The 21,406-nt window shown below is 68.9% G+C and carries 14 protein-coding genes and 3 rRNA genes; 16 read left to right on the top strand and 1 reads right to left on the bottom strand.

Annotated elements, in window-relative coordinates:
* Positions 1–28: 28 nt before the first annotated feature.
* From pheS to ACP7BI_RS04755, 16 genes are all read left to right on the top strand, one after another.
* Positions 29–1,075: a phenylalanine--tRNA ligase subunit alpha gene (gene pheS, locus ACP7BI_RS04830; RefSeq protein ID WP_425844098.1), complete on the top strand. Its 1,047-nt coding sequence runs from the start codon at positions 29–31 to the stop codon at positions 1,073–1,075.
* Positions 1,075–3,588 (top strand): phenylalanine--tRNA ligase subunit beta, encoded by a 2,514-nt coding sequence (gene pheT, locus ACP7BI_RS04825; RefSeq protein WP_425844097.1) that lies wholly within the window; start codon positions 1,075–1,077, stop codon positions 3,586–3,588. Before pheS ends, pheT begins: the two co-directional genes overlap by 1 nt.
* A 9-nt stretch (positions 3,589–3,597) precedes the next feature.
* Positions 3,598–4,248 (top strand): SIMPL domain-containing protein, encoded by a 651-nt coding sequence (locus tag ACP7BI_RS04820; RefSeq protein WP_425844095.1) that lies wholly within the window; start codon positions 3,598–3,600, stop codon positions 4,246–4,248.
* A gap of 30 nt (positions 4,249–4,278) precedes the next feature.
* Complete coding sequence (gene argC / locus ACP7BI_RS04815) at positions 4,279–5,325, top strand: N-acetyl-gamma-glutamyl-phosphate reductase (RefSeq protein ID WP_425844094.1); 1,047 nt, start codon at positions 4,279–4,281, stop codon at positions 5,323–5,325.
* Positions 5,322–6,485: a bifunctional glutamate N-acetyltransferase/amino-acid acetyltransferase ArgJ gene (argJ, locus tag ACP7BI_RS04810; protein WP_425844092.1), complete on the top strand. Its 1,164-nt coding sequence runs from the start codon at positions 5,322–5,324 to the stop codon at positions 6,483–6,485. The genes argC and argJ overlap by 4 nt, the downstream gene beginning before the upstream one ends.
* Positions 6,475–7,428, top strand: coding sequence for an acetylglutamate kinase (gene argB, locus ACP7BI_RS04805; protein ID WP_425844091.1), 954 nt, complete (start codon positions 6,475–6,477; stop codon positions 7,426–7,428). The genes argJ and argB overlap by 11 nt, the downstream gene beginning before the upstream one ends.
* On the top strand, positions 7,425–8,354 hold the full coding sequence (argF, locus tag ACP7BI_RS04800; protein WP_425844090.1) for an ornithine carbamoyltransferase: 930 nt from the start codon (positions 7,425–7,427) through the stop codon (positions 8,352–8,354). The genes argB and argF overlap by 4 nt, the downstream gene beginning before the upstream one ends.
* On the top strand, positions 8,351–9,769 hold the full coding sequence (gene argH, locus ACP7BI_RS04795) for an argininosuccinate lyase (RefSeq protein ID WP_425844089.1): 1,419 nt from the start codon (positions 8,351–8,353) through the stop codon (positions 9,767–9,769). The genes argF and argH overlap by 4 nt, the downstream gene beginning before the upstream one ends.
* Before the next feature lie 19 nt (positions 9,770–9,788).
* Positions 9,789–11,087: a tyrosine--tRNA ligase gene (tyrS, locus tag ACP7BI_RS04790; RefSeq protein WP_425844088.1), complete on the top strand. Its 1,299-nt coding sequence runs from the start codon at positions 9,789–9,791 to the stop codon at positions 11,085–11,087.
* 835 nt (positions 11,088–11,922) lie between these two features.
* Positions 11,923–13,443, top strand: a 16S ribosomal RNA gene (locus ACP7BI_RS04785).
* A gap of 401 nt (positions 13,444–13,844) precedes the next feature.
* A 23S ribosomal RNA gene (locus tag ACP7BI_RS04780) occupies positions 13,845–16,957 on the top strand.
* Positions 16,958–17,068: 111 nt separating this feature from the next.
* A 5S ribosomal RNA gene (gene rrf / locus ACP7BI_RS04775) occupies positions 17,069–17,185 on the top strand.
* Together the 16S, 23S and 5S rRNA genes form the textbook arrangement of a ribosomal RNA operon.
* A 103-nt stretch (positions 17,186–17,288) precedes the next feature.
* Positions 17,289–18,158 carry a hypothetical protein gene (locus ACP7BI_RS04770; RefSeq protein ID WP_425844087.1) on the top strand — a complete coding sequence of 290 codons (870 nt, stop codon included), beginning with the start codon at positions 17,289–17,291 and terminating at the stop codon, positions 18,156–18,158.
* Entirely contained in the window at positions 18,065–19,090 is a 1,026-nt protein-coding gene (locus ACP7BI_RS04765) for a hypothetical protein (RefSeq protein ID WP_425844086.1), read from the top strand. The genes ACP7BI_RS04770 and ACP7BI_RS04765 overlap by 94 nt, the downstream gene beginning before the upstream one ends.
* Positions 19,090–20,124: an HAD-IIA family hydrolase gene (locus ACP7BI_RS04760; RefSeq protein WP_425844085.1), complete on the top strand. Its 1,035-nt coding sequence runs from the start codon at positions 19,090–19,092 to the stop codon at positions 20,122–20,124. Before ACP7BI_RS04765 ends, ACP7BI_RS04760 begins: the two co-directional genes overlap by 1 nt.
* 52 nt (positions 20,125–20,176) lie before the next feature.
* Positions 20,177–20,986 carry an MBL fold metallo-hydrolase gene (locus tag ACP7BI_RS04755; protein WP_425844084.1) on the top strand — a complete coding sequence of 270 codons (810 nt, stop codon included), beginning with the start codon at positions 20,177–20,179 and terminating at the stop codon, positions 20,984–20,986.
* 20 nt (positions 20,987–21,006) lie between these two features.
* Here the strand turns inward: ACP7BI_RS04755 and ACP7BI_RS04750 are convergent, their stop codons facing one another.
* Positions 21,007–21,270, bottom strand: coding sequence for a phosphotransferase (locus ACP7BI_RS04750; RefSeq protein WP_425844083.1), 264 nt, complete (start codon positions 21,268–21,270; stop codon positions 21,007–21,009).
* Positions 21,271–21,406 lie beyond the last annotated feature (136 nt).

The raw sequence follows: 21,406 nt of genomic DNA, 5'->3' as shown, positions 1-21,406 counted from the left end.
GCGCCGAGCGCGCCGGTAGGATCGTCCGGTGCCCCAACCCGACGCATCCCCTGAACTGAGCGCGCGCGTCGACGCGGCCGTGGAGGCCGCGCTCGCCGCGATCGACGCCGCCTCGACGACCGCCGAGCTGCAGGCCGCGAAGTCCGCCCACAACGGGCAGGGCTCCGAGCTCGCCGGCCTCAACGCATCCCTCCGCGACATCGCGCCGGAGGAGCGCAAGGCCGCCGGCCAGACGATCGGCGCCGGCCGCGCCCGCGTCGCCGAGGCGATCGCCGCCCGGCAGGACGAGCTCGCCGTGGCCGAGGAGGCAGCGCAGCTCGAGGCCGAGCGCGTCGACGTCACGGCGCTCCCGCGCCTGCGCGCGCCCGGCGGCCGGCACCCGCTCTCGATGCTCGCGGACGAGATGACGGATGTCTTCGTCGGCATGGGCTGGGAGGTCGCGGAGGGCCCCGAGCTCGAGCACGAGTGGTACAACTTCGACGCCCTCAACGTCGACCCCGACCACCCCGCGCGCGGCGAGTCCGACACGTTCTACGTCGCGCCCGCCGAGCGGCACCTCGTGCTGCGCACGCAGACGAGCCCCGTGCAGGCGCGCTCGATGCTCACGCGCGAGCCGCCGATCTACATCGTCGCGCCCGGCCGCGTCTACCGCACCGACGACATCGACGCGACCCACCTGCCGGTCTTCACGCAGATGGAGGGGCTCGCGATCGACGAGGGCCTCACGATGGCGCACCTGCGCGGCACGCTCGAGCACCTCGCCCGCATCATGTTCGGCGAGGAGGCGAAGATCCGCCTGCGCCCCAACTACTTCCCCTTCACCGAGCCGAGCGCCGAGATGGACGTGTGGCACCCCGGCATGCGCGGCGGTCCGCGCTGGGTCGAGTGGGGCGGCTGCGGCATGGTGAACCCGAACGTGCTGCGCGCGACGGGCGTCGACCCCGAGGTCTACTCGGGCTTCGCGTTCGGCATGGGCGTCGAGCGCACCCTCCAGTTCCGGTACCAGCTCGACGACATGCGCGACATGATCGAGGGCGACGTGCGCTTCACCGAGCAGTTCGGGATGGTGATCTGATGCGGATTCCGCTGTCATGGCTCGCGGAGCACGTCGAGCTGCCCGCCGAGGACGCGGCCGACTGGCTGCACGCGACGCTCGTGCGCGTCGGCTTCGAGGAGGAGGCGGTGCACGGCGGCGAGCTGCGCGGGCCGATCGTCGTCGGCCGGGTGCTCTCGTTCGTCGAGGAGCCGCAGAAGAACGGCAAGACCATCCGCTACGCGCAGGTCGACGTCGGCGAGCAGCACGGCGGCGTGCGCGGCATCGTCTGCGGCGCGCTCAACTTCGTCGAGGGCGACCGGGTCGTCGTGACCCTGCCGGGCTCGGCGCTGCCCGGCGGCTTCGAGATCGCCGCGCGCAAGACCTACGGCCACGTCTCGGACGGCATGATCGCGTCCGAGCGCGAGCTCGGGCTCGGCGACGACCACGACGGCATCATGCGCCTCGACGAGCTCGGCATCGAGGGCGAGGTCGGGGCGGATGCGCTGTCGATCCTCGGCCTGGACGACCAGGCGGTCGAGATCAACGTGACGCCCGACCGCGGCTACGCGCTCTCGCTCCGCGGCATCGCGCGCGAGGTCGCCGCCGCGACCGGCCAGGCGTTCACCGACCCCGCCGAGACCGCGCGCGCCCGCGACGCCGCATCCCGCGCATCCGGGCCCGACGCATCCGGCTTCTCCGTCACGCTCGACGACGACGCGCCCATCCGCGGCCGCGCCGGCTGCTCGCGCTTCGTCGTGCGCGTCGTGCGCGGCATCGACCCCTCGCGTCCGAGCCCCGCGTGGCTCGCCTCGCGGCTGCGGCTCGCGGGCATCCGCTCCATCTCGCTGCCGGTCGACATCACGAACTACGTCATGCTCGAGCTCGGTCAGCCCATCCACGGCTACGACCTCGCGAAGCTGCGCGGCGGCATCGCGGTCCGCCGCGCCCGTGAGGGCGAGACGCTCGTGACCCTCGACGACGTGGAGCGGAAGCTCGACGTCGAGGACCTGCTCATCACCGACGACCGCGGCGCGATCGGCCTCGCGGGCGTCATGGGCGGCGCCGAGACCGAGATGGACGCGTCGACGACCGACGTGCTCATCGAGGCCGCGACGTTCGATCCCGTCTCGATCAGCCGCACCGCGCGCCGGCACAAGCTCTTCTCGGAGGCATCGAAGCGCTACGAGCGCGGCGTCGACCCCGCGATCGCCGATGCCGCGGCCGCGCGGGTCGCGCAGCTGCTCGTCGAGCTCGCGGGCGGCACGCTCGACGAGCTCGGCACCGAGGTCGGCGAGGTCGCGCAGCTCGCGCCCATCACGATCCCGGTCGGCTACTGGAGCGCGCTGCTCGGCGGCGACTACACCGACGACGAGGCGCTCGCCGCGCTCGAGAGCGTCGGCGCGAAGGTCGAGCAGGGTGCGGATGCGTGGACGGTCACCCCGCCGACGTGGCGCCGCGACCTGACCGATCGCGAGGGCCTCGTCGAGGAGATCGCCCGCATCGTCGGCTTCGACCGCATCCCCTCGGTGCTGCCGGTCGCGCCGCCCGGGCGCGGCTACACGCGCGCCCAGCGGCTGCGCCGCAAGGTCGCCGACGCGCTCGCCTCGAGCGGCCTCACCGAGGTGCTCGTCGCGCCCTTCGTCACCGAGCGGCAGGCGCAGCTCAGCGGCCACGCGCCCGTGCGGCTCGAGAACCCGCTCGACGGCGAGCGCCCGTGGCTGCGGACCGCGCTCGTGCCTTCGCTCATCGACACCGCGCACCGCAACCTCGGCCGCGGGCTCACCGACCTCGCGCTGTTCGAGCTCGGCCGGGTCTTCCACGCGGTCGACGGCCAGGGCACCGACGAGCTGCCGGGCGCCGAGTCGCGGCCCGCCGACGACGTGCTCGCCGAGCTCGACCGCCTGCCCGAGCAGCCGCTGCACGCGGCGGTGCTGCTCGTGGGGGAGCGGGTGCACAAGCAGCCCGGCCGCGCCGCCGAGCGCTTCGGGCTCGCCGACGCGATCGAGGCGGCCGAGCGCATCGCGCGCACCGTCGGGCTCGAGCTCGAGCTGCGGCAGGCGGAGCGGCCGTGGCTGCACCCGGGCCGCACCGCCGAGCTGCTGCTCGGCGAGACGGTCGTCGGCGTCGCGGGCGAGCTGCTGCCGCAAGTCACGGCCGACGCCGACCTGCCACGCGGCGTCGCGGTCGCCGAGCTCGACCTCGACGTGCTCATCGAGCGCTCGCGCGTGCGCCTCGACACCCGCGTGATCGCGCCGGTGCCGGCCGCGACGCAGGACCTCTCGCTCGTCGTGCCGGTCGAGGTGCCCGCGGGCGACGTGCGGCGGGCCGTGCGCGACGGCGCGGGCGCGCTGCTCGAGCACATCGCGCTCGTCGACGACTACCGGGGCGCTGGGCTTGCCCACGGTGGACTGGCACAGGGAGAGAAGTCGCTCACGTTCGCGCTCCGCTTCCGCGCGCCCGACCGCACGCTCACGGCCGCGGAGGCGAGCGAGGCGAAGCTCGCGGGGCTCCGCGTCGCGACCGAGCGGCACGGCGCGCGCCTGCGGGAGTAGCATCCGGTCGTGGTCGAGATCCTGGTGCGCGGCGAGGCGGCCCTGCGCGCGGCCGCCGAGCGCGCGACGGTGACGGTGCACTCGCGCTGGCAGGCCGATTCGCCCGACGCGGCGATGTCGGCGGTCACGACGGCACACGCGGCCGCGGCCGAGCGAGCGCGCGAGCTCGCCGACGCGGGCGCGATCGAGTCGTGGCACGCCGACCGGGCCTGGGTCTCGCACCACCGCGAGTGGGTCGGGGAGGGCCTGCCGCAGCGCCTCGTCTTCACCGCATCTGCGGCCGTCACCGCGACCTTCCTCGACGTCGACGCGCTCGGCGCGTGGATCGGCGAGCTGGGCTCGGTGCCCGAGCACGAGGTCGGGGGCGTCACGTGGTCGCTCGCCGAGGAGACCGAGCGCCGGCTCGCGAGCCGCGCGCGGGCGCTCGCGATCGAGGACGCCCGGGCGCGAGCCGCCGACTACGCGCACGCCGCCGGGCTCGGCGACCCGGCGATCACCGCCATCCGCGAGCCCGACCTCGACGCGCCCAGGCCGCTCGGCAAGGGCCGCGCGGGCGTCGAGGGCGTCATGCTCGCGAGCGCCGACGGCGGCGCGCCGGTCGCGCTCGCCGCCGGCGAGATCGAGGTCGAGGCCGCGGTCGAGGTGGCGTTCCAGGCGTAGCCGCATCTGGCGGGCCGATAGCCTGGGAGCATGAGCCTCTCCGTCGCCGTCGCAGGCGCGAGCGGATACGCGGGCGGCGAGCTGCTGCGGCTGCTCGCGCAGCACCCCGAGCTGGAGGTGCGCACCGTCACCGCGCACGCCAATGCCGGGCAGCCCCTCGTGTCCGTGCACCCGAACCTGCGCTCCCTCGCCACGCTGACCTTCCAGGAGACCACGCGCGAGGTGCTCGCCGGCCACGACGTCGTCTTCCTCGCGCTCCCGCACGGGCACTCCGCCGGCATCGCCGCCGAGCTGCCCGACGAGACGCTCGTCGTCGACGCGGGCGCCGACCACCGGCTGCTCGACGCCGCCGAGTGGACCCGCTACTACGGCACCGAGCACGCCGGCACGTGGCCCTACGGCATGCCCGAGCTCATGCTCGCCGACGGCGGCCGCCAGCGGCGCGAGCTGCGCGCCGCCCGCCGCATCGCCGTGCCCGGCTGCAACGCGACCGCCGTGACGCTCGCGGCCGCACCCGGCATCGCGGCCGGGCTCATCGACCCGACGGGGCTCACGTCCGCGCTCGCCGTCGGCTCCTCCGGCGCGGGCCGTGGCGCGAAGACCCACCTGCTCGCGAGCGAGCTCACCGGCAGCGCGACGCCCTACGGCGTCGGCGGCACGCACCGCCACCTGCCGGAGATCGCGCAGAACCTCCGGATGGTGGGCGCGACCGAGGTGCGGCACTCCTTCACGCCGGTGCTCGTGCCGATGTCGCGCGGCATCCTCGCGACCGTGACGGCGCCGCTCGACGGCGACGCGAGCGCCGACGAGCTGCGCGGCGCGTGGCTCTCGGCCTACGCCGACGAGCGCTTCGTGCACGTGCTGCCCGCGGGGCACTACCCGCGCACCGCCGACGTCATCGGCTCGAACTCGGTGCACATAGGCGTCGGCCTCGACCACGACGCCGGTCGCGTCGTGATGATCGCCGCGCTCGACAACCTCGGCAAGGGCACCGCGGGCGCCGCGATCCAGTCGGCGAACATCGCGCTCGGCCTCGACGAGCAGCTCGGGCTGCCGATCGACGGGGTCGCGCCGTGAGCGTGACCGCGGCCGCGGGCTTCCGGGCTGCGGGCGTCGCCGCGGGCGTGAAGTCGAGCGGGGGCGCCGACGTCGCGCTCGTCGTCAACGACGGCCCGATCGATGCGGCAGCCGGTGTCTTCACCGCCAACCGCGCGAAGGCGAACCCGGTGCTGTGGAGCCAGCAGGCGCTCGCCGACGGCACCGCTCGCGCGGTGATCCTCAACTCCGGCGGCGCGAACTGCTTCACGGGCGCCTTCGGCTTCCAGACCACGCACCAGACGGCCGAGCGGGTCGCCGAGCGACTCGGCATCGGCGCCGTCGAGGTGCAGGTGTGCTCGACGGGGCTCATCGGCGTCGGCGACGAGGCCTTCCGCCAGGCGGTGCTCCGCGGCGTCGACCTCGCGGTCGACGCGCTCGGCGACGACGAGGCGGCAGGGCTCGCCGCGGCGCGGGCGATCATGACGACCGACTCGGTGCCGAAGCAGGCGACGGATGCACGCGGCGGCTTCACGGTCGGCGGCATGGCGAAGGGCGCCGGCATGCTCGCGCCCGGCCTCGCGACGATGCTCGTCGTGCTCACGACCGACGCGGTCGCCGATGCCGCGACGCTCGACCGCGCGCTCCGCGCCGCGACGCGCGTGACCTTCGACCGCCTCGACTCCGACGGCTGCATGTCGACGAACGACACCGTGCTGCTGCTCGCCTCCGGTGCATCGGGGCACCGCGCCGACGAGGCCGAGCTCACCGCATCCGTCACCGCCGTGTGCGACGACCTCGCGCGGCAGCTGCAGGCCGACGCCGAGGGCGCGAGCCACGACATCGCCATCGAGGTGCTCGGCGCCGCGAGCGAGGACGATGCGGTCGTCGTCGGCCGCTCCGTCGCGCGCTCCAACCTCTTCAAGGCCGCGATCTTCGGCAACGACCCGAACTGGGGCCGCGTGCTCGCTGCCATCGGCACGACGGATGCGTCGTTCGACCCCTTCGAGGTCGACGTCGCCTTCAACGGGGTGCGGGTGTGCCACGCCGGCGAGCCCGACCGCCCGCGCGAGGAGGTCGACCTCACCCCGCGCGAGACGCGCATCCGCATCGAGCTGCACGCGGGGGAGCACGCGGCGACGATCCGGACGAACGACCTCACGCACGAGTACGTCCACGAGAACTCCGCATATGCCAGCTAGGGACGAGGCGCAGCTCGCGCAGAAGGCGGCGACGCTCATCGAGTCGCTGCCGTGGCTCGAGCGCTACCGCGGCGCGACGATGGTCGTGAAGTACGGCGGCAACGCGATGGTCTCTGCCGAGCTGCAGCGCGCGTTCGCCGAGGACATGGTCTACCTGCGCCACGTCGGCATCGCACCCGTCGTCGTGCACGGCGGCGGCCCGCAGATCAGCGAGGCGCTCCGCATCCACGGGATCGAGAGCGAGTTCCGCGGCGGCTACCGCGTCACGAGCCGCGAGGCGATGGACGTCGTGCGGATGGTGCTCACCGGCCAGGTCGCGCGCACGCTCGTGTCGCTCATCAACGCGCACGGCCCGCTCGCCGCGAGCATGTCGGGCGAGGACGCCGGACTCTTCACGGGCCGCCGGCGCGGCACCGTCGTCGACGGCGAGGAGGTCGACCTCGGCCAGGTCGGCGACGTCGTCGACGTCGACCCGACCCCGGTCCGGCGGCTGCTCGAGGCGGGGCTCATCCCGGTCGTCTCGTCGATCGCCCCCGACGGCGACCGGCCGGGGGAGTCGCTCAACGTCAACGCCGACGCGGCCGCTGCGGCGCTCGCGGCCGCGCTCGGCGCGCAGAAGCTCGTCATCCTCACCGACGTCGAGGGCCTCTACCGCGACTGGCCCGACCGCTCGTCGCTCGTGAGCGAGCTCACCGACGTCGAGCTCGAGGCGCTGCTGCCCTCGCTCGAGTCGGGCATGATCCCGAAGATGCAGGCGTGTCTGGCCGCCGTCCGCGCGGGCGTGCCGAAGGCCGCGATCATCGACGGCCGCGCGCCGCACTCGATCCTGACCGAGATCTTCACGACCGCGGGATCCGGCACGGAGGTCGTGCCCGCAACCGCCACCCGGGCATCCCGTGCCCAGGCATCCCCCACCGACGCCCCCGACCGAGGAGCAGCATGACCCGGCACTTCCTGCGCGACGACGACTTGAGCCCCGCCGAGCAGCGCGAGGTGCTCGAGCGCGCCGCCCGCATGAAGCGCGACCGCTTCGCCGAGCGCCCGCTCGAGGGCCCGCAGTCGGTCGCGGTCATCTTCGACAAGTCGTCGACGCGCACGCGCGTCTCGTTCCACGTCGGCATCTCCGACCTCGGCGGCTCGCCGCTCATCATCTCGACCGCCTCGAGCCAGCTCGGCGGCAAGGAGACCGCGGCCGACACCGCACGCGTGCTCGAGCGGCAGGTCGCCGCGATCGTGTGGCGCACCTACGCCCAGGCCGGCCTCGAGGAGATGGCTGCCGGCACGGCGGTGCCGGTCGTGAACGCGCTCTCGGACGACTTCCACCCGTGCCAGCTGCTCGCCGACCTGCTGACGATGCAGGAGCACAAGGGCGAGCTCGCGGGGCTCACCGTCGCGTTCGTCGGCGACGGACGCTCGAACATGGCGCAGTCCTACCTGCTCGCGTGCGCGACCGCGGGCATGCACGTGCGCATCGCCGCCCCTGCCGGCTACGCACCCGAGCCCGACGTGGTCGCCGATGCCGAGCGCATCGCGGCCGAGACCGGCGGCAGCGCGACGGTCGGCGGCGATGCGCGCGCGGCCGTCGCCGGCGCCGACGTCGTCGTGACCGACACGTGGGTGTCGATGGGCAAGGAGGACGAGAAGGCCGAGCGAGTGGCGACCTTCGGCGGCTTCAAGGTCGATCGCGAGCTCATGGCGCTCGCGAAGTCCGACGCGGTCTTCATGCACTGCCTCCCCGCCGACCGCGGCTTCGAGGTCGAGGCGGAGGTCATCGACGGGCCGCAGTCGATCATCTGGGACGAGGCGGAGAATCGCCTGCACGCGCAGAAGGCGCTGCTGGCGTGGCTGCTCGAGAAGGCGGACGCATGAGCGAGCAGCAGCACGGCACGAACGAGGGCTCGCTCTGGGGCGCTCGCTTCGCCTCGGGCCCGAGCCCCGAGCTCGCCCGGCTCTCGAAGTCGACGCAGTTCGACTGGCGGCTCGCGCAGCTCGACATCCGCGGGTCGAAGGCCCACGCGAGCGCGCTGCACGCGGCGGGGCTGCTCTCCGACGACGAGCTCGCCGGGATGCGGGCCGCGCTCGACGAGCTGAGCGGCCGCGTCCGCTCGGGGGCGTTCGTCGCCGCCGACTCGGACGAGGACGTGCACGGCGCGCTCGAGCGCGGCCTCATCGAGATCGCCGGCGCCGACCTCGGCGGCCGGCTGCGCGCCGGCCGCTCCCGCAACGACCAGATCGCGACACTCGTGCGGGTGTGGATGCTCGAGGAGACCGAGGAGGTCGAGCGCGGCATCCGTGCGGTGATCGAGGCGCTCCGGATGCAGGCCGAGGCGCACCCGGATGCGGCGATGCCGGGGCGCACGCACCTGCAGCACGCGCAGCCCGTGCTGCTCGCGCACCACCTGCTCGCCCACGCGTGGCCGCTCGTGCGCGACCTCGAGCGCCTCGCCGACTGGCGCGAGCGGGCGAGCGAGTCGCCGTACGGCGCCGGCGCGCTCGCCGGCTCGACGCTCGGGCTCGACCCGGCCCTCGTCGCGCGCGAGCTCGGGCTCGCCGCGCCGAGCCCCAACTCGATCGACGCGACGAGCGCTCGCGACGTCGTCGCCGAGCTCACGTTCGTGCTCGCGATGACCGCGATCGACATCTCGCGGCTCGCGGAGGAGGTCATCCTCTGGACGACGCGTGACCTCGGGTTCGCGCGCCTCCACGACGGCTTCTCGACCGGGTCGTCGATCATGCCGCAGAAGAAGAACCCCGACATCGCCGAGCTCGCGCGCGGCAAGGCGGGCCGGCTCATCGGCGACCACACGGGCCTGCTCGCGACGCTCAAGGCGCTGCCGCTCGCGTACAACCGCGACCTGCAGGAGGACAAGGAGCCGGTCTTCGACGCCGTCGACCAGCTGCAGGTGCTGCTGCCGGCCTTCGCCGGGATGGTGGCGACGCTCGACTTCGACGAGGAGCGGATGCGCGCGGGCGCGGCGGCGGGGTACGCGCTCGCGACCGATGTGGCCGAGTGGCTCGTCAAGCACAGGGTGCCCTTCCGCGAGGCGCACGAGATCGCCGGCGCGCTCGTGCGGCTGTGCGAGCAGCGGGGGATCGAGCTCGACGAGGCGAGCGACGACGACTACCGCTCGGTCTCGGAGCACCTGACGCCCGAGGTGCGCGAGGTGCTGACGGTCGACGGGGCGATCGCCGCGCGCGATGGCATCGGGGGCACGGCCCGCGCAGCGGTCGATGCCCAGCTCGCGTCGCTCGACGAGCGCTTGTCCCGGCTCTCGCGCGGCTGACGTTCGGTAGATTCGAACCGTGATCGACCTCGCTCCCATCCAGCTCGACCCCGCCTTCGACAACGTCTGGGACGAGCTGCAGTACCGCGGGAGCGTGCACGTCTCGACCGACCCGGAGGCGCTGCGCGCGCTGGTCGGCGGCGGCCCGATCACCTACTACTGCGGATTCGACCCGACCGCGCCGAGCCTGCACCTCGGGAACCTCGCGCAGCTGATCATCATGCGCCGGCTGCAGCTCGCCGGCCACAAGCCGCTCGCCCTCGTCGGCGGCTCGACGGGCCTGATCGGCGACCCGAAGCCCACCGCTGAGCGACAGCTCAACGAGCGGGAGACCGTCGCCGAGTGGGTCACGTACCTCGGCGAGCAGATGCTGCGCTTCCTCTCCGACGAGGGAGACAACGCCGTGCGGCTCGTGAACAACCTCGACTGGACCGAGCCGCTCTCGACGGTCGACTTCCTCCGCGAGGTCGGCAAGCACTTCCGGGTGGGCACGATGCTCCGCAAGGACGCGGTCGCCTCGCGCATGGAGTCCGACGAGGGGATCTCCTACGCCGAGTTCAGCTACCAGGTGCTGCAGGGGCTCGACTTCCGCGAGCTCTTCCTGCGCTACGGGTGCATCATGCAGCTCGGCGGCAGCGACCAGTGGGGCAACCTCACCGCGGGCACCGAGCTCATCCGCAAGGCCGAGGGCGTCCACGCGCACGCGCTCGGCTCGCCGCTCATCACGGATGCCGACGGCCGGAAGTTCGGCAAGAGCGAGGGCAACGCGGTGTGGCTCGACGCCAACCTGACGACGCCCTACGCGATGTACCAGTTCTGGCTCAACCAGGATGACGCGATCGTCGTCCAGCTGCTGAAGTCGTTCACCTTCCTGCCGTCCTCGCGGATCGCGGAGCTCGAGCGAGCGACGGCAGAGGCGCCGTTCCGACGCGAGGCGCAGCGCGAGCTCGCGCTGCAGGCGACGGCCTTCATCCACGGCCGCGCCGCGACGGAGCAGGCGATCGCCGCTTCCGAGGCGCTCTTCGGAGCCGGGGATCTCTCGACGCTCGACGCCGGCACCCTCGCGGCGGCCGTCGGTTCGCTCGACCGGCAGGCCATCGCGACCGATGACGCGCCGGTGCTGCAGCTGCTGCAGGAGACGGGGCTCGTCGACTCCCTCTCGGAGGGGCGGCGCGCGATCTCGCAAGGCGGCGTATCGGTCAACAACGAGCGCATCGACGACCCGGCCGCGACCCTCGAGGGCCGCTTGCTGCACGGGCGCTTCGCCGTGCTGCGCCGCGGCAAGAAGACCCTCGCGGGCGTCGACGCCGGCGCCTGAACCGCGGGCGAGCGGCGCGACACGCCCGGGATGCGCGTCATTTGCAGCCCGCGTCCTCGAGCCGTGTAACGTATCCACTCGTCACCCCAAAGACGCCGAGCCGGACAGGCCAGCGGATCAAGAGGGACCACCCCCAGCAGAACGGCCCACGCAATCGCGTGCTGGCTGCGACGCGGGTGCGGTGACAGACCACTTCAACGATGAATGTGCGGAGAGCACGGTCGGCAGCTGCCGACCGAGCCAGACACCGACTTGACAGTCGCTCCGGAGCGTGTAACCTAGACAGGTTGCCACGAGCCGGCCGAATGCGAGTCCGGTGCAGCAGGAGCCGATTTGACAGTCGCTCCGGAGCGTGTAACCTGAACAGGTTGCTACGAGCCGGGCCGAACAGCGAGCCGGCTCTCGCGGACGCCGACTTGACAGTCGCTCTGGAGCGTGTAACCTGAACGGGTTGCCACGAGCCAGGCCGAACAGCGAGCCGGCTCCAGCCGACGCCGACTTGACAGTCGCTCCGGAGCGTGTAGCCTGAATGGGCTGCCACGAGCCGGTCGATGTCCGGCGCGAGCAAGACTCCGCACGGCGTGTCGATTTGACACGGACCGGGAAGTGGCTAACATAGAGAAGTTGCCTCGGCGCAGACCCTCAACGGGGAATGCACGAGAGCGTCTGATCCTTGAGAACTCAACAGCGTGCACAATGTCAAATGCCAAAAATTGCTCGTAGTGCCTTCGGGCACACGATTCCTTTGGATGAGACAGATTGTCAGCAGACAGTCTATTTTGTCAGCATCAAACTCGCTGCCGCCCGGTTTTCCCCGAGCGGTACGCAACATTTCTTTACGGAGAGTTTGATCCTGGCTCAGGACGAACGCTGGCGGCGTGCTTAACACATGCAAGTCGAACGATGAAGGAGGAGCTTGCTCCTCCGGATTAGTGGCGAACGGGTGAGTAATACGTGAGCAATGTGCCCTTGACTCTGGGATAAGCGCTGGAAACGGCGTCTAATACCGGATACGACCCTCGGAGGCATCTCCTGTGGGTGGAAAGAACTTCGGTCAAGGATCAGCTCACGGCCTATCAGCTTGTTGGTGAGGTAACGGCTCACCAAGGCGACGACGGGTAGCCGGCCTGAGAGGGTGACCGGCCACACTGGGACTGAGACACGGCCCAGACTCCTACGGGAGGCAGCAGTGGGGAATATTGCACAATGGGCGCAAGCCTGATGCAGCAACGCCGCGTGAGGGACGACGGCCTTCGGGTTGTAAACCTCTTTTAGCAGGGAAGAAGCGAAAGTGACGGTACCTGCAGAAAAAGCACCGGCTAACTACGTGCCAGCAGCCGCGGTAATACGTAGGGTGCAAGCGTTGTCCGGAATTATTGGGCGTAAAGAGCTCGTAGGCGGTTTGTCGCGTCTGCTGTGAAAACCCGAGGCTCAACCTCGGGCTTGCAGTGGGTACGGGCAGACTAGAGTGCGGTAGGGGAGATTGGAATTCCTGGTGTAGCGGTGGAATGCGCAGATATCAGGAGGAACACCGATGGCGAAGGCAGATCTCTGGGCCGTAACTGACGCTGAGGAGCGAAAGCATGGGGAGCAAACAGGCTTAGATACCCTGGTAGTCCATGCCGTAAACGTTGGGAACTAGATGTGGGGACCATTCCACGGTCTCCGTGTCGTAGCTAACGCATTAAGTTCCCCGCCTGGGGAGTACGGCCGCAAGGCTAAAACTCAAAGGAATTGACGGGGGCCCGCACAAGCGGCGGAGCATGCGGATTAATTCGATGCAACGCGAAGAACCTTACCAAGGCTTGACATATACCGGAAACGGCCAGAGATGGTCGCCCCGCAAGGTCGGTATACAGGTGGTGCATGGTTGTCGTCAGCTCGTGTCGTGAGATGTTGGGTTAAGTCCCGCAACGAGCGCAACCCTCGTCCTATGTTGCCAGCACGTAATGGTGGGAACTCATGGGATACTGCCGGGGTCAACTCGGAGGAAGGTGGGGATGAGGTCAAATCATCATGCCCCTTATGTCTTGGGCTTCACGCATGCTACAATGGCCGGTACAATGGGCTGCGATACCGCAAGGTGGAGCGAATCCCTAAAAGCCGGTCTCAGTTCGGATTGGGGTCTGCAACTCGACCCCATGAAGTCGGAGTCGCTAGTAATCGTAGATCAGCAACGCTACGGTGAATACGTTCCCGGGCCTTGTACACACCGCCCGTCAAGTCATGAAAGTCGGTAACACCCGAAGCCAGTGGCCTAACCTTTTGGAGGGAGCTGTCGAAGGTGGGATCGGTGATTAGGACTAAGTCGTAACAAGGTAGCCGTACCGGAAGGTGCGGCTGGATCACCTCCTTTCTAAGGAGCATCTCGCCGGCTCAGCCGGCGGAGAGCCACTTCGGTCGCACACGTCGACCGGTGGAAGCTCAAGGGTGGAACATTGACATTGGCGCTCGAACGATCGAGCCCAGCGAAGTACAGCTGCCTAGGCAGCTCGGAACCGCGGGGCGAGGGAGATCGAGCGCATGCACGCTGTTGGGTCCTGAGGGACCAGACGGCGCCTTTCGGCGTCTCTTCCCTCGGACCGGCCGACTGACGCGCAGCGCGCGGAGGTCGACGGTACCGACCGTAAGTTGAGAACTACACAGTGGACGCGAGCATCTTAGATTCGAGCTTCGGCTCGAGTCTTGATGATCTATATAGATCATTGGTCGCCATCGCTTCGGCGGTGGTGTCCTAACCAAAATACTCATGTATGTGGTCAAGTTTCTAAGAGCAAACGGTGGATGCCTTGGCATCTGGAGCCGATGAAGGACGTAGTAATCTGCGATAAGCCTCGGGGAGCTGATAAACGAGCTTTGATCCGAGGATCTCCGAATGGGGAAACCCCGCTGGGCGGCGTGCCGACCCAGTGACTCCCGCCTGAATATATAGGGCGGGTAGAGGGAACGTGGGGAAGTGAAACATCTCAGTACCCACAGGAAGAGAAAACAACAGTGATTCCGTCAGTAGTGGCGAGCGAACGCGGAAGAGGCTAAACCGATCGTGTGTGATAGCCGGCAGGCGTTGCACGATCGGGGTTGTGGGACATCTCAGCTGCTCTGCCGAGCAGCAAGCGTTACAGACCGCGGTAGGCGAAGAACTTGGAAAGGTTCATCGAAGAGGGTGACAATCCCGTAGCCGAAACCGCGCGATGGCGCGAGGTCCATCCCAAGTAGCACGGGGCCCGAGAAATCCCGTGTGAATCTGCCAGGACCACCTGGTAAGCCTAAATACTCCCAGATGACCGATAGCGGACAAGTACCGTGAGGGAAAGGTGAAAAGTACCCCGGGAGGGGAGTGAAATAGTACCTGAAACCGTTTGCTTACAAACCGTTGGAGCAGCCCTAGCAGCTGTGACAGCGTGCCTTTTGAAGAATGAGCCTGCGAGTTAGCGATATGTGGCGAGGTTAACCCGTGTGGGGTAGCCGTAGCGAAAGCGAGTCTGAATAGGGCGATTCAGTCGCATGTCCTAGACCCGAAGCGAAGTGATCTATCCATGGCCAGGTTGAAGCGAGGGTAAGACCTCGTGGAGGACCGAACCCACTTAGGTTGAAAACTGAGGGGATGAGCTGTGGATAGGGGTGAAAGGCCAATCAAACTTCGTGATAGCTGGTTCTCTCCGAAATGCATTTAGGTGCAGCGTTGCGTGTTTCTTGCCGGAGGTAGAGCTACTGGATGGCCGATGGGCCCCAAAAGGTTACTGACGTCAGCCAAACTCCGAATGCCGGTAAGTGAGAGCGCAGCAGTGAGACGGTGGGGGATAAGCTTCATCGTCGAGAGGGAAACAACCCAGACCACCGACTAAGGTCCCCAAGCGTGTGCTAAGTGGAAAAGGATGTGGAGTTGCTTAGACAACCAGGAGGTTGGCTTAGAAGCAGCCACCCTTGAAAGAGTGCGTAATAGCTCACTGGTCAAGTGATTCTGCGCCGACAATGTAACGGGGCTCAAGCACACCACCGAAGTCGTGGAATTCGCGCAACAGCTCGGCAGCTTCGGCTGTCCAGGCGTGCGGATTGGTAGGAGAGCGTCGTGTGGCGAGTGAAGCGGCGGAGGAATCCAGCCGTGGACGCCACACGAGTGAGAATGCAGGCATGAGTAGCGAAAGACTGGCGAGAAACCAGTCCTCCGAAAGACCAAGGGTTCCAGGGTCAAGCTAATCTTCCCTGGGTAAGCCGGGACCTAAGGCGAGGCCGACAGGCGTAGTCGATGGACATCAGGTTGATAATCCTGAGCTGGCGAAGAACCGCCCAAGTCAATCCAGTAATGCTAAGAGTCCGAATCCTTGGACCGAACCCTTCGGGGGGACGTCCTTGGGCTAGCACTCGACCCTTCGCTGGTGCGGCTAGCGTATTAACAGGTGTGACGCAGGAAGGTAGCAGAACCGGGCCGATGGTTGAGTCCGGGTAAGCCGTAGGGCGTGCGATAGGCAAATCCGTCGCACATATAGCCTGAGAGCTTTGCCGAACCCTAGAGGGAAGTCTGTGATCCTATGCTGCCTAGAAAAGCATCGACGCGAGGTTCAAGTCACCCGTACCCCAAACCGACTCAGGTGGTCAGGTAGAGAATACCAAGGAGATCGAGAGAATCGTGGTTAAGGAACTCGGCAAAATGCCCCCGTAACTTCGGGAGAAGGGGGGCCTGAGGCGTGACGGCACTAGCTGCCGAAAGCGTTTGAAGGCCGCAGAGACCAGTGGGAAGCGACTGTTTACTAAAAACACAGGTCCGTGCGAAGACGCAAGTCGATGTATACGGACTGACGCCTGCCCGGTGCTGGAAGGTTAAGAGGAAGGGTTAGCGCAAGCGAAGCTCAGAATTTAAGCCCCAGTAAACGGCGGTGGTAACTATAACCATCCTAAGGTAGCGAAATTCCTTGTCGGGTAAGTTCCGACCTGCACGAATGGCGTAACGACTTCCCAGCTGTCTCAACCGCGAACTCGGCGAAATTGCACTACGAGTAAAGATGCTCGTTACGCGCAGCAGGACGGAAAGACCCCGTGACCTTTACTACAGCTTGGTATTGGTGTTCGGTGTGGCTTGTGTAGGATAGGTGGGAGACTGTGAAGCCCGGACGCTAGTTCGGGTGGAGTCGATGTTGAAATACCACTCTGGTCACTCTGGATATCTAACTTCGAACCGTAATCCGGTTCAGGGACAGTGCCTGGTGGGTAGTTTAACTGGGGCGGTTGCCTCCCAAAAAGTAACGGAGGCGCCCAAAGGTTCCCTCAACCTGGTTGGCAATCAGGTGTCGAGTGTAAGTGCACAAGGGAGCTTGACTGTGACAGTGACAACTGGAGCAGGGACGAAAGTCGGGACTAGTGATCCGGCAGTGGCTTGTGGAAGCGCTGTCGCTCAACGGATAAAAGGTACCTCGGGGATAACAGGCTGATCTTGCCCAAGAGTCCATATCGACGGCATGGTTTGGCACCTCGATGTCGGCTCGTCGCATCCTGGGGCTGGAGTAGGTCCCAAGGGTTGGGCTGTTCGCCCATTAAAGCGGCACGCGAGCTGGGTTTAGAACGTCGTGAGACAGTTCGGTCCCTATCCGCTGCGCGCGTTGGAAGTTTGAGAGGATCTGACCCTAGTACGAGAGGACCGGGTTGGACGAACCTCTGGTGTGTCAGTTGTTCCGCCAGGAGCACCGCTGATTAGCTACGTTCGGGATGGATAACCGCTGAAAGCATCTAAGCGGGAAGCCGGCCTCAAGATGAGACTTCCGTGCCTTCGGGCGAGAGGCTCCCAGCCAGACTACTGGGTTGATAGGCCGGATGTGGAAGTGGGGACTAAAGACCCATGAAGCTGACCGGTACTAATAAGCCGATGACTTGATAACATATACATGAGCTTGCTGCTCGCGTCCACTTTGTGGTTCTCGATGTACGGTCGAGGACTGCAGCCCTTCGCTTCATGCGAAGAGCTGTGCGAACTGAAACATCAATAGTGTTTCGGCGGCCATAGCGAGAGGGAAACGCCCGGTCACATTCCGAACCCGGAAGCTAAGGCTCTCAGCGCCGATGGTACTGCAGGGGGGACCCTGTGGGAGAGTAGGACACCGCCGGACTTCTTTTGGAGAGGGGCCCCAGATTCGTCTGGGGCCCCTTTTTCCGTTTCTGGACCCGGATGGAATGGTGCCGTGAACGACAAGGCAGACCGCAGTTCGCGCGATGGCGATCGCCGGCGCGACGCAGGAGACCGGCGACCGCCGCGAGACGGCGACCGTCGCTTCGGTGACAGCCGGCCCTCGCGCGATGGATCGCGCTCGAACGACCGTGGGCAGTCGCGCGACGCCGACCGGAAGTCGCTGCGTCCCGGAGACACGGGGTACCGGCCAGGCGGCGACTCGCGTCCGCAGCGCGACAACGACCGTCGCCCGCAGCGCGATGGCGATCGCCGCCCGCAGCGCGATGGTGAGCGCCGCTTCGATCGTGACTCGCGTCCCCAGCGCGAGGGTGACCGGCGTCCGCAGCGTGATGGTGAGCGCCGCTTCGATCGTGACTCGCGTCCGCAGCGCGATGGCGATCGGCGTCCGCAGCGTGATGGTGAGCGCCGCTTCGGTGACTCGCGTCCGCAGCGTGAAGGTGACCGGCGTCCGCAGCGTGAGGGTGACCGGCGTCCCCAGCGGGATGGCGATCGGCGTCCGCAGCGCGATGGCGACCGTCGTCCGCAGCGCGACGGAGACCGCAGATTCGGCGACTCGCGTCCCCAGCGGGATGGCGATCGTCGCCCGCAGCGCGACGGTGAGCGCCGCTTCGATCGCGACTCGCGTCCACAGCGGGATGGCGACCGTCGCCCGCAGCGCGATCGCGACCGCTTCGGCCGCGGGGATCAGCAGCGACGCGATGATCAGCGCTCGAGGAACTCCGGTCCGCAGCGCGATGCCGCGCGACCGGGTCGCGACTACGAGCGTCGCGGCGATGGCTCGGGCGAGAGCTTCAAGCAGGTGCGCGACGACGACTTCGTGCCGCCGCACCTGCCCGATGACGTGGCGCCTGAAGACCTCGACATCGGCGCTCGCGCGCAGCTCAAGACCCTGACGAAGGAGAACGCCGAGCTCGTCGCCAAGCACATGGCGATGGCATCGCGACTCATCGACGAGGATCCCGAACTCGCGCACCAGCACGCGCTCGCCGCGTCGCGTCGCGCCGGCCGCATCGGCGTCGTCCGCGAGACGCTCGCGATCACGGCCTACCAGCTCGGCGACTTCGCCCTCGCGCTCCGCGAGCTGCGCACGTACCGCCGCATCACCGGGCGCGACGACCAGCTGCCGCTCATGGCCGATTGCGAGCGCGGACTCGGCCGCCCCGAGAAGGCGCTCGAGCTCGCACGCTCCGTCGACGCATCCACGCTCGAGACGCCGGTGCGCGTCGAGCTCGCCATCGTGAAGTCGGGGGCGCGCCTCGACCTCGGTCAGAAGGAGGCGGCGCTCGAGGAGCTGCGCATCCCCGAGCTGCGCAAGGACAAGGCGTTCGACTACAGCCCGGCGCTGTTCGCGAGCTTCGGCGGCGTGCTGGAGGAGCTCGGACGCGATGAGGAGGCGGCCGAGTGGTTCGAGCTCGCCGACCGCGCGATCGAAGCGCTCGAGGACGCGCTGCGTCCGGGCGAGCTCGAGGAGATGGTGATCACGACCGAGCGGCTCGAGTCGCCGGTCGACGAGGAAGCCGCCGAGGGCGGGGACGAGCCGCACGACGAGGTCGAGGCCGAGGCCGACTCGCTCGGCGACGCGGACGACGCGCGCGAGGAGCCGGTCGTCGAGGAGCCGGTCGTCGAGGAGGCGGTCGTCGAAGAGCCGGTCGTCGAGGAGCCGGTCGTCGAAGAGGCGGCTCCGGCGGAGCCGGAGGGGGAGTCGGCCAGCGCGGTCGAGTCCGAGGCCGGCATCGCTGTCGCCGGCGACGACGTGCTGTTCGGTGACGCGCTGTTCGGCGACGACCTCATCGAGGGCGAGGAGCGCTCCGAGGGCACGCGCTGATGGGCCTGTTCAAGAAGGCGCAACCGGCGGCGACGCCCATCGACGGCGCCGACTACCTCTACCTCGACCTCGACGGCGTCGTCTACAAGGGACCGCACGCGATCCCGCACGCGATCGAGAGCATCGTCGCGACGGGCCTGCCCGCGGCGTACCTCACCAACAACGCATCGCGCACCGACGCGGAGGTGGCGGAGCACCTGCGGTCGTTCGGCCTCCCGGTCGAGCCCCGCGACGTCGTGACGAGCCCGCAAGCGGCGATGCTGCTGCTCGAGCGGCACCTGCAGCCCGGAGACCCGGTGCTCGTCGTCGGTGGCGCCGGCATCGTGGTCGAGATCGAGGCCCGCGGGTGGCGCGTCGTGCGCACCGCAGCCGAGCAGCCGAAGGCGGTGGTGCAGGGCTTCCACCCGACCGTCGGCTGGAACGACCTCGCCGAGGCCTCGTTCGCGCTCGCGCGCAAGCCCGAGCACGGCGGCATCCCGTGGATCGCGACGAACGGCGACTGGACGATCCCCGTCGCCGGCGGCATCGCGCCGGGCAACGGCACGCTCGTCTCCGCAGTGCACACCGCGGTCGGCAGGCTCGCGGAGTTCGCGGGCAAGCCTGAGACGCCGATGTTCGACGTCGCCGCGGAGCGCTTCGGCGCGCGGTCGCCGGTCATGATCGGCGACCGCCTCGACACCGACATCCTCGGTGCGCGGAAGGCGGGCATCCGTTCCATCGCCGTGCTGACCGGCATCGATCGCGGCGCGAGCCTCATCGGCGCCGACCCCACCATGCGGCCCGATCACGTGATCGAGGACCTGCGCGACCTCCAGCAGCCGATCCTCCCCGTGCGCGAGACGCTCGAGACGTCCACGCGCGCGGTGTACTTCGAGGTCGGCAGGGCAGCGGTGCGGCGCTCTGGCATCGACATCACGCTCGTGCGCGCAGGCGATCGGCCGGTCGACACGATCCGCGCGGCGTGCGCTGCCGTGTGGAGTGCCGACCGCCCCGTGCTGGGGCTGCGCATCGCCGACGAGCTGCTCGCCCTCTGAGGCTGGACGTTCGCCCGGTGCGCCGTCCAGGTGCGCGCGCTGGAATGGAGGCATGCATCCCTCCACGACCGAGTCCGAGAGCGGGCGCCGCGGGGGCGCCGTCCGCCGTCGCCTTCAGGCGGTCCTCGAGCGCGACGTCGCCCCGGGCATCCATCGCCTCCAGCACGCCTCGACGAACGCCTACCTGATCGAGGACGGCGGAGCGGTCACGCTCGTCGACTCGCTCTTCCCGCGCAGCCGGCCCCACCTCGACGCGGCGCTCGCCGCGATCGGGCGCTCGATCGCCGACGTGCGGGCGCTCGTGCTCACGCACGCGCACTTCGATCACCTCGGGATGGCGGAGGAGCTGCAGCGCGAGGGCGTGCCGCTGTGGCTGCACCAGGGCGACGCGCGCATCGCGCGGCATCCCTACCGCTACCGCACCGCGAACTCGCGGCTCTGGTACCCCTTCCGCTACCCGGGCTCGCTGCCGATCTTCGCGGCGATGACCACGGTGGGCGCGCTGGGCGTGCCCGGGGTGCGCGGCACCGTCCCGATGGAGGAGGGCACCGTGCTCGACCTGCCCGGCAGCCCGCGCGTCGTGCCGACGCCCGGGCACACCGACGGGCACGTCGCGCTGCACTTCCCCGACCGCGACGCGGTGATCAGCGGCGACGCGATCGTCACGCTCGACCCGTACACGACGAAGACCGGACCACGCGTCGTCGCCGGCGCCGCGACGGTCAAGCCCGAGGTCGCCCTCCGCTCGCTCGACGCGCTCGAGGACACGGGCGCGACGATCGTGCTGCCCGGGCACGGAGAGGTGTGGCGCGAGGGCGTGCGCGCGGCCGCGAGGGCGGCGAGGGCCGCCGGCATCGACTGAGGCGACCCGCCGCCTGCCTCTCAGGCGAGCGGCAGCTCCCACAGCGCGCGCCACCGCGCCATGCGGGCCTCATCGCGGCCGGTGCCGCACGCGGCCCAGAAGGACCGCGCGGCCGCCGCGAGGCCGTTCCACTCGAGCGACCAGGACGCGATCGACAGATCCGCCCAGCGGTCCGACCCCCCCCCGATGCGGCCGAGGTCGACGAGTCCGGCGAACGCGCCGCCCGCGATCAGCGTGCTCGGCGCGCACGGGTCGCCGTGGCAGACGACCGGATCCTCCACCACCTCGCGCGCCGCCTAGTTGTACCGGGTCATGACCTTGGTGCGGTTCGGGTGATCGGTGGGGCTCCGATGGCTGAGTGGATGCGTTCAGTGTTGTAGCGCTGGAGCCAGGGCGCAAGGGCGGCAGCCCGTTCTGCGT

Source organism: Agrococcus sp. TSP3-2-1, assembly GCF_049897585.1.
Taxonomy (GTDB): Bacteria; Actinomycetota; Actinomycetes; order Actinomycetales; family Microbacteriaceae; genus Agrococcus.
This window is presented reverse-complemented; position numbering and strand designations above follow the sequence as displayed.

Bases quoted from the DNA above. Each gene is read 5' to 3' on its own strand.
- argF (WP_425844090.1), top strand. From the start codon at position 7,425: ATGACCCGGCACTTCCTGCGCGACGACGACTTGAGCCCCGCCGAGCAG.
- argB (WP_425844091.1), top strand. From the start codon at position 6,475: ATGCCAGCTAGGGACGAGGCGCAGCTCGCGCAGAAGGCGGCGACGCTC.
- ACP7BI_RS04770 (WP_425844087.1), top strand. From the start codon at position 17,289: ATGGCGATCGCCGGCGCGACGCAGGAGACCGGCGACCGCCGCGAGACG.
- ACP7BI_RS04760 (WP_425844085.1), top strand. From the start codon at position 19,090: ATGGGCCTGTTCAAGAAGGCGCAACCGGCGGCGACGCCCATCGACGGC.
- ACP7BI_RS04755 (WP_425844084.1), top strand. From the start codon at position 20,177: ATGCATCCCTCCACGACCGAGTCCGAGAGCGGGCGCCGCGGGGGCGCC.
- argC (WP_425844094.1), top strand. From the start codon at position 4,279: ATGAGCCTCTCCGTCGCCGTCGCAGGCGCGAGCGGATACGCGGGCGGC.
- pheT (WP_425844097.1), top strand. From the start codon at position 1,075: ATGCGGATTCCGCTGTCATGGCTCGCGGAGCACGTCGAGCTGCCCGCC.
- argH (WP_425844089.1), top strand. From the start codon at position 8,351: ATGAGCGAGCAGCAGCACGGCACGAACGAGGGCTCGCTCTGGGGCGCT.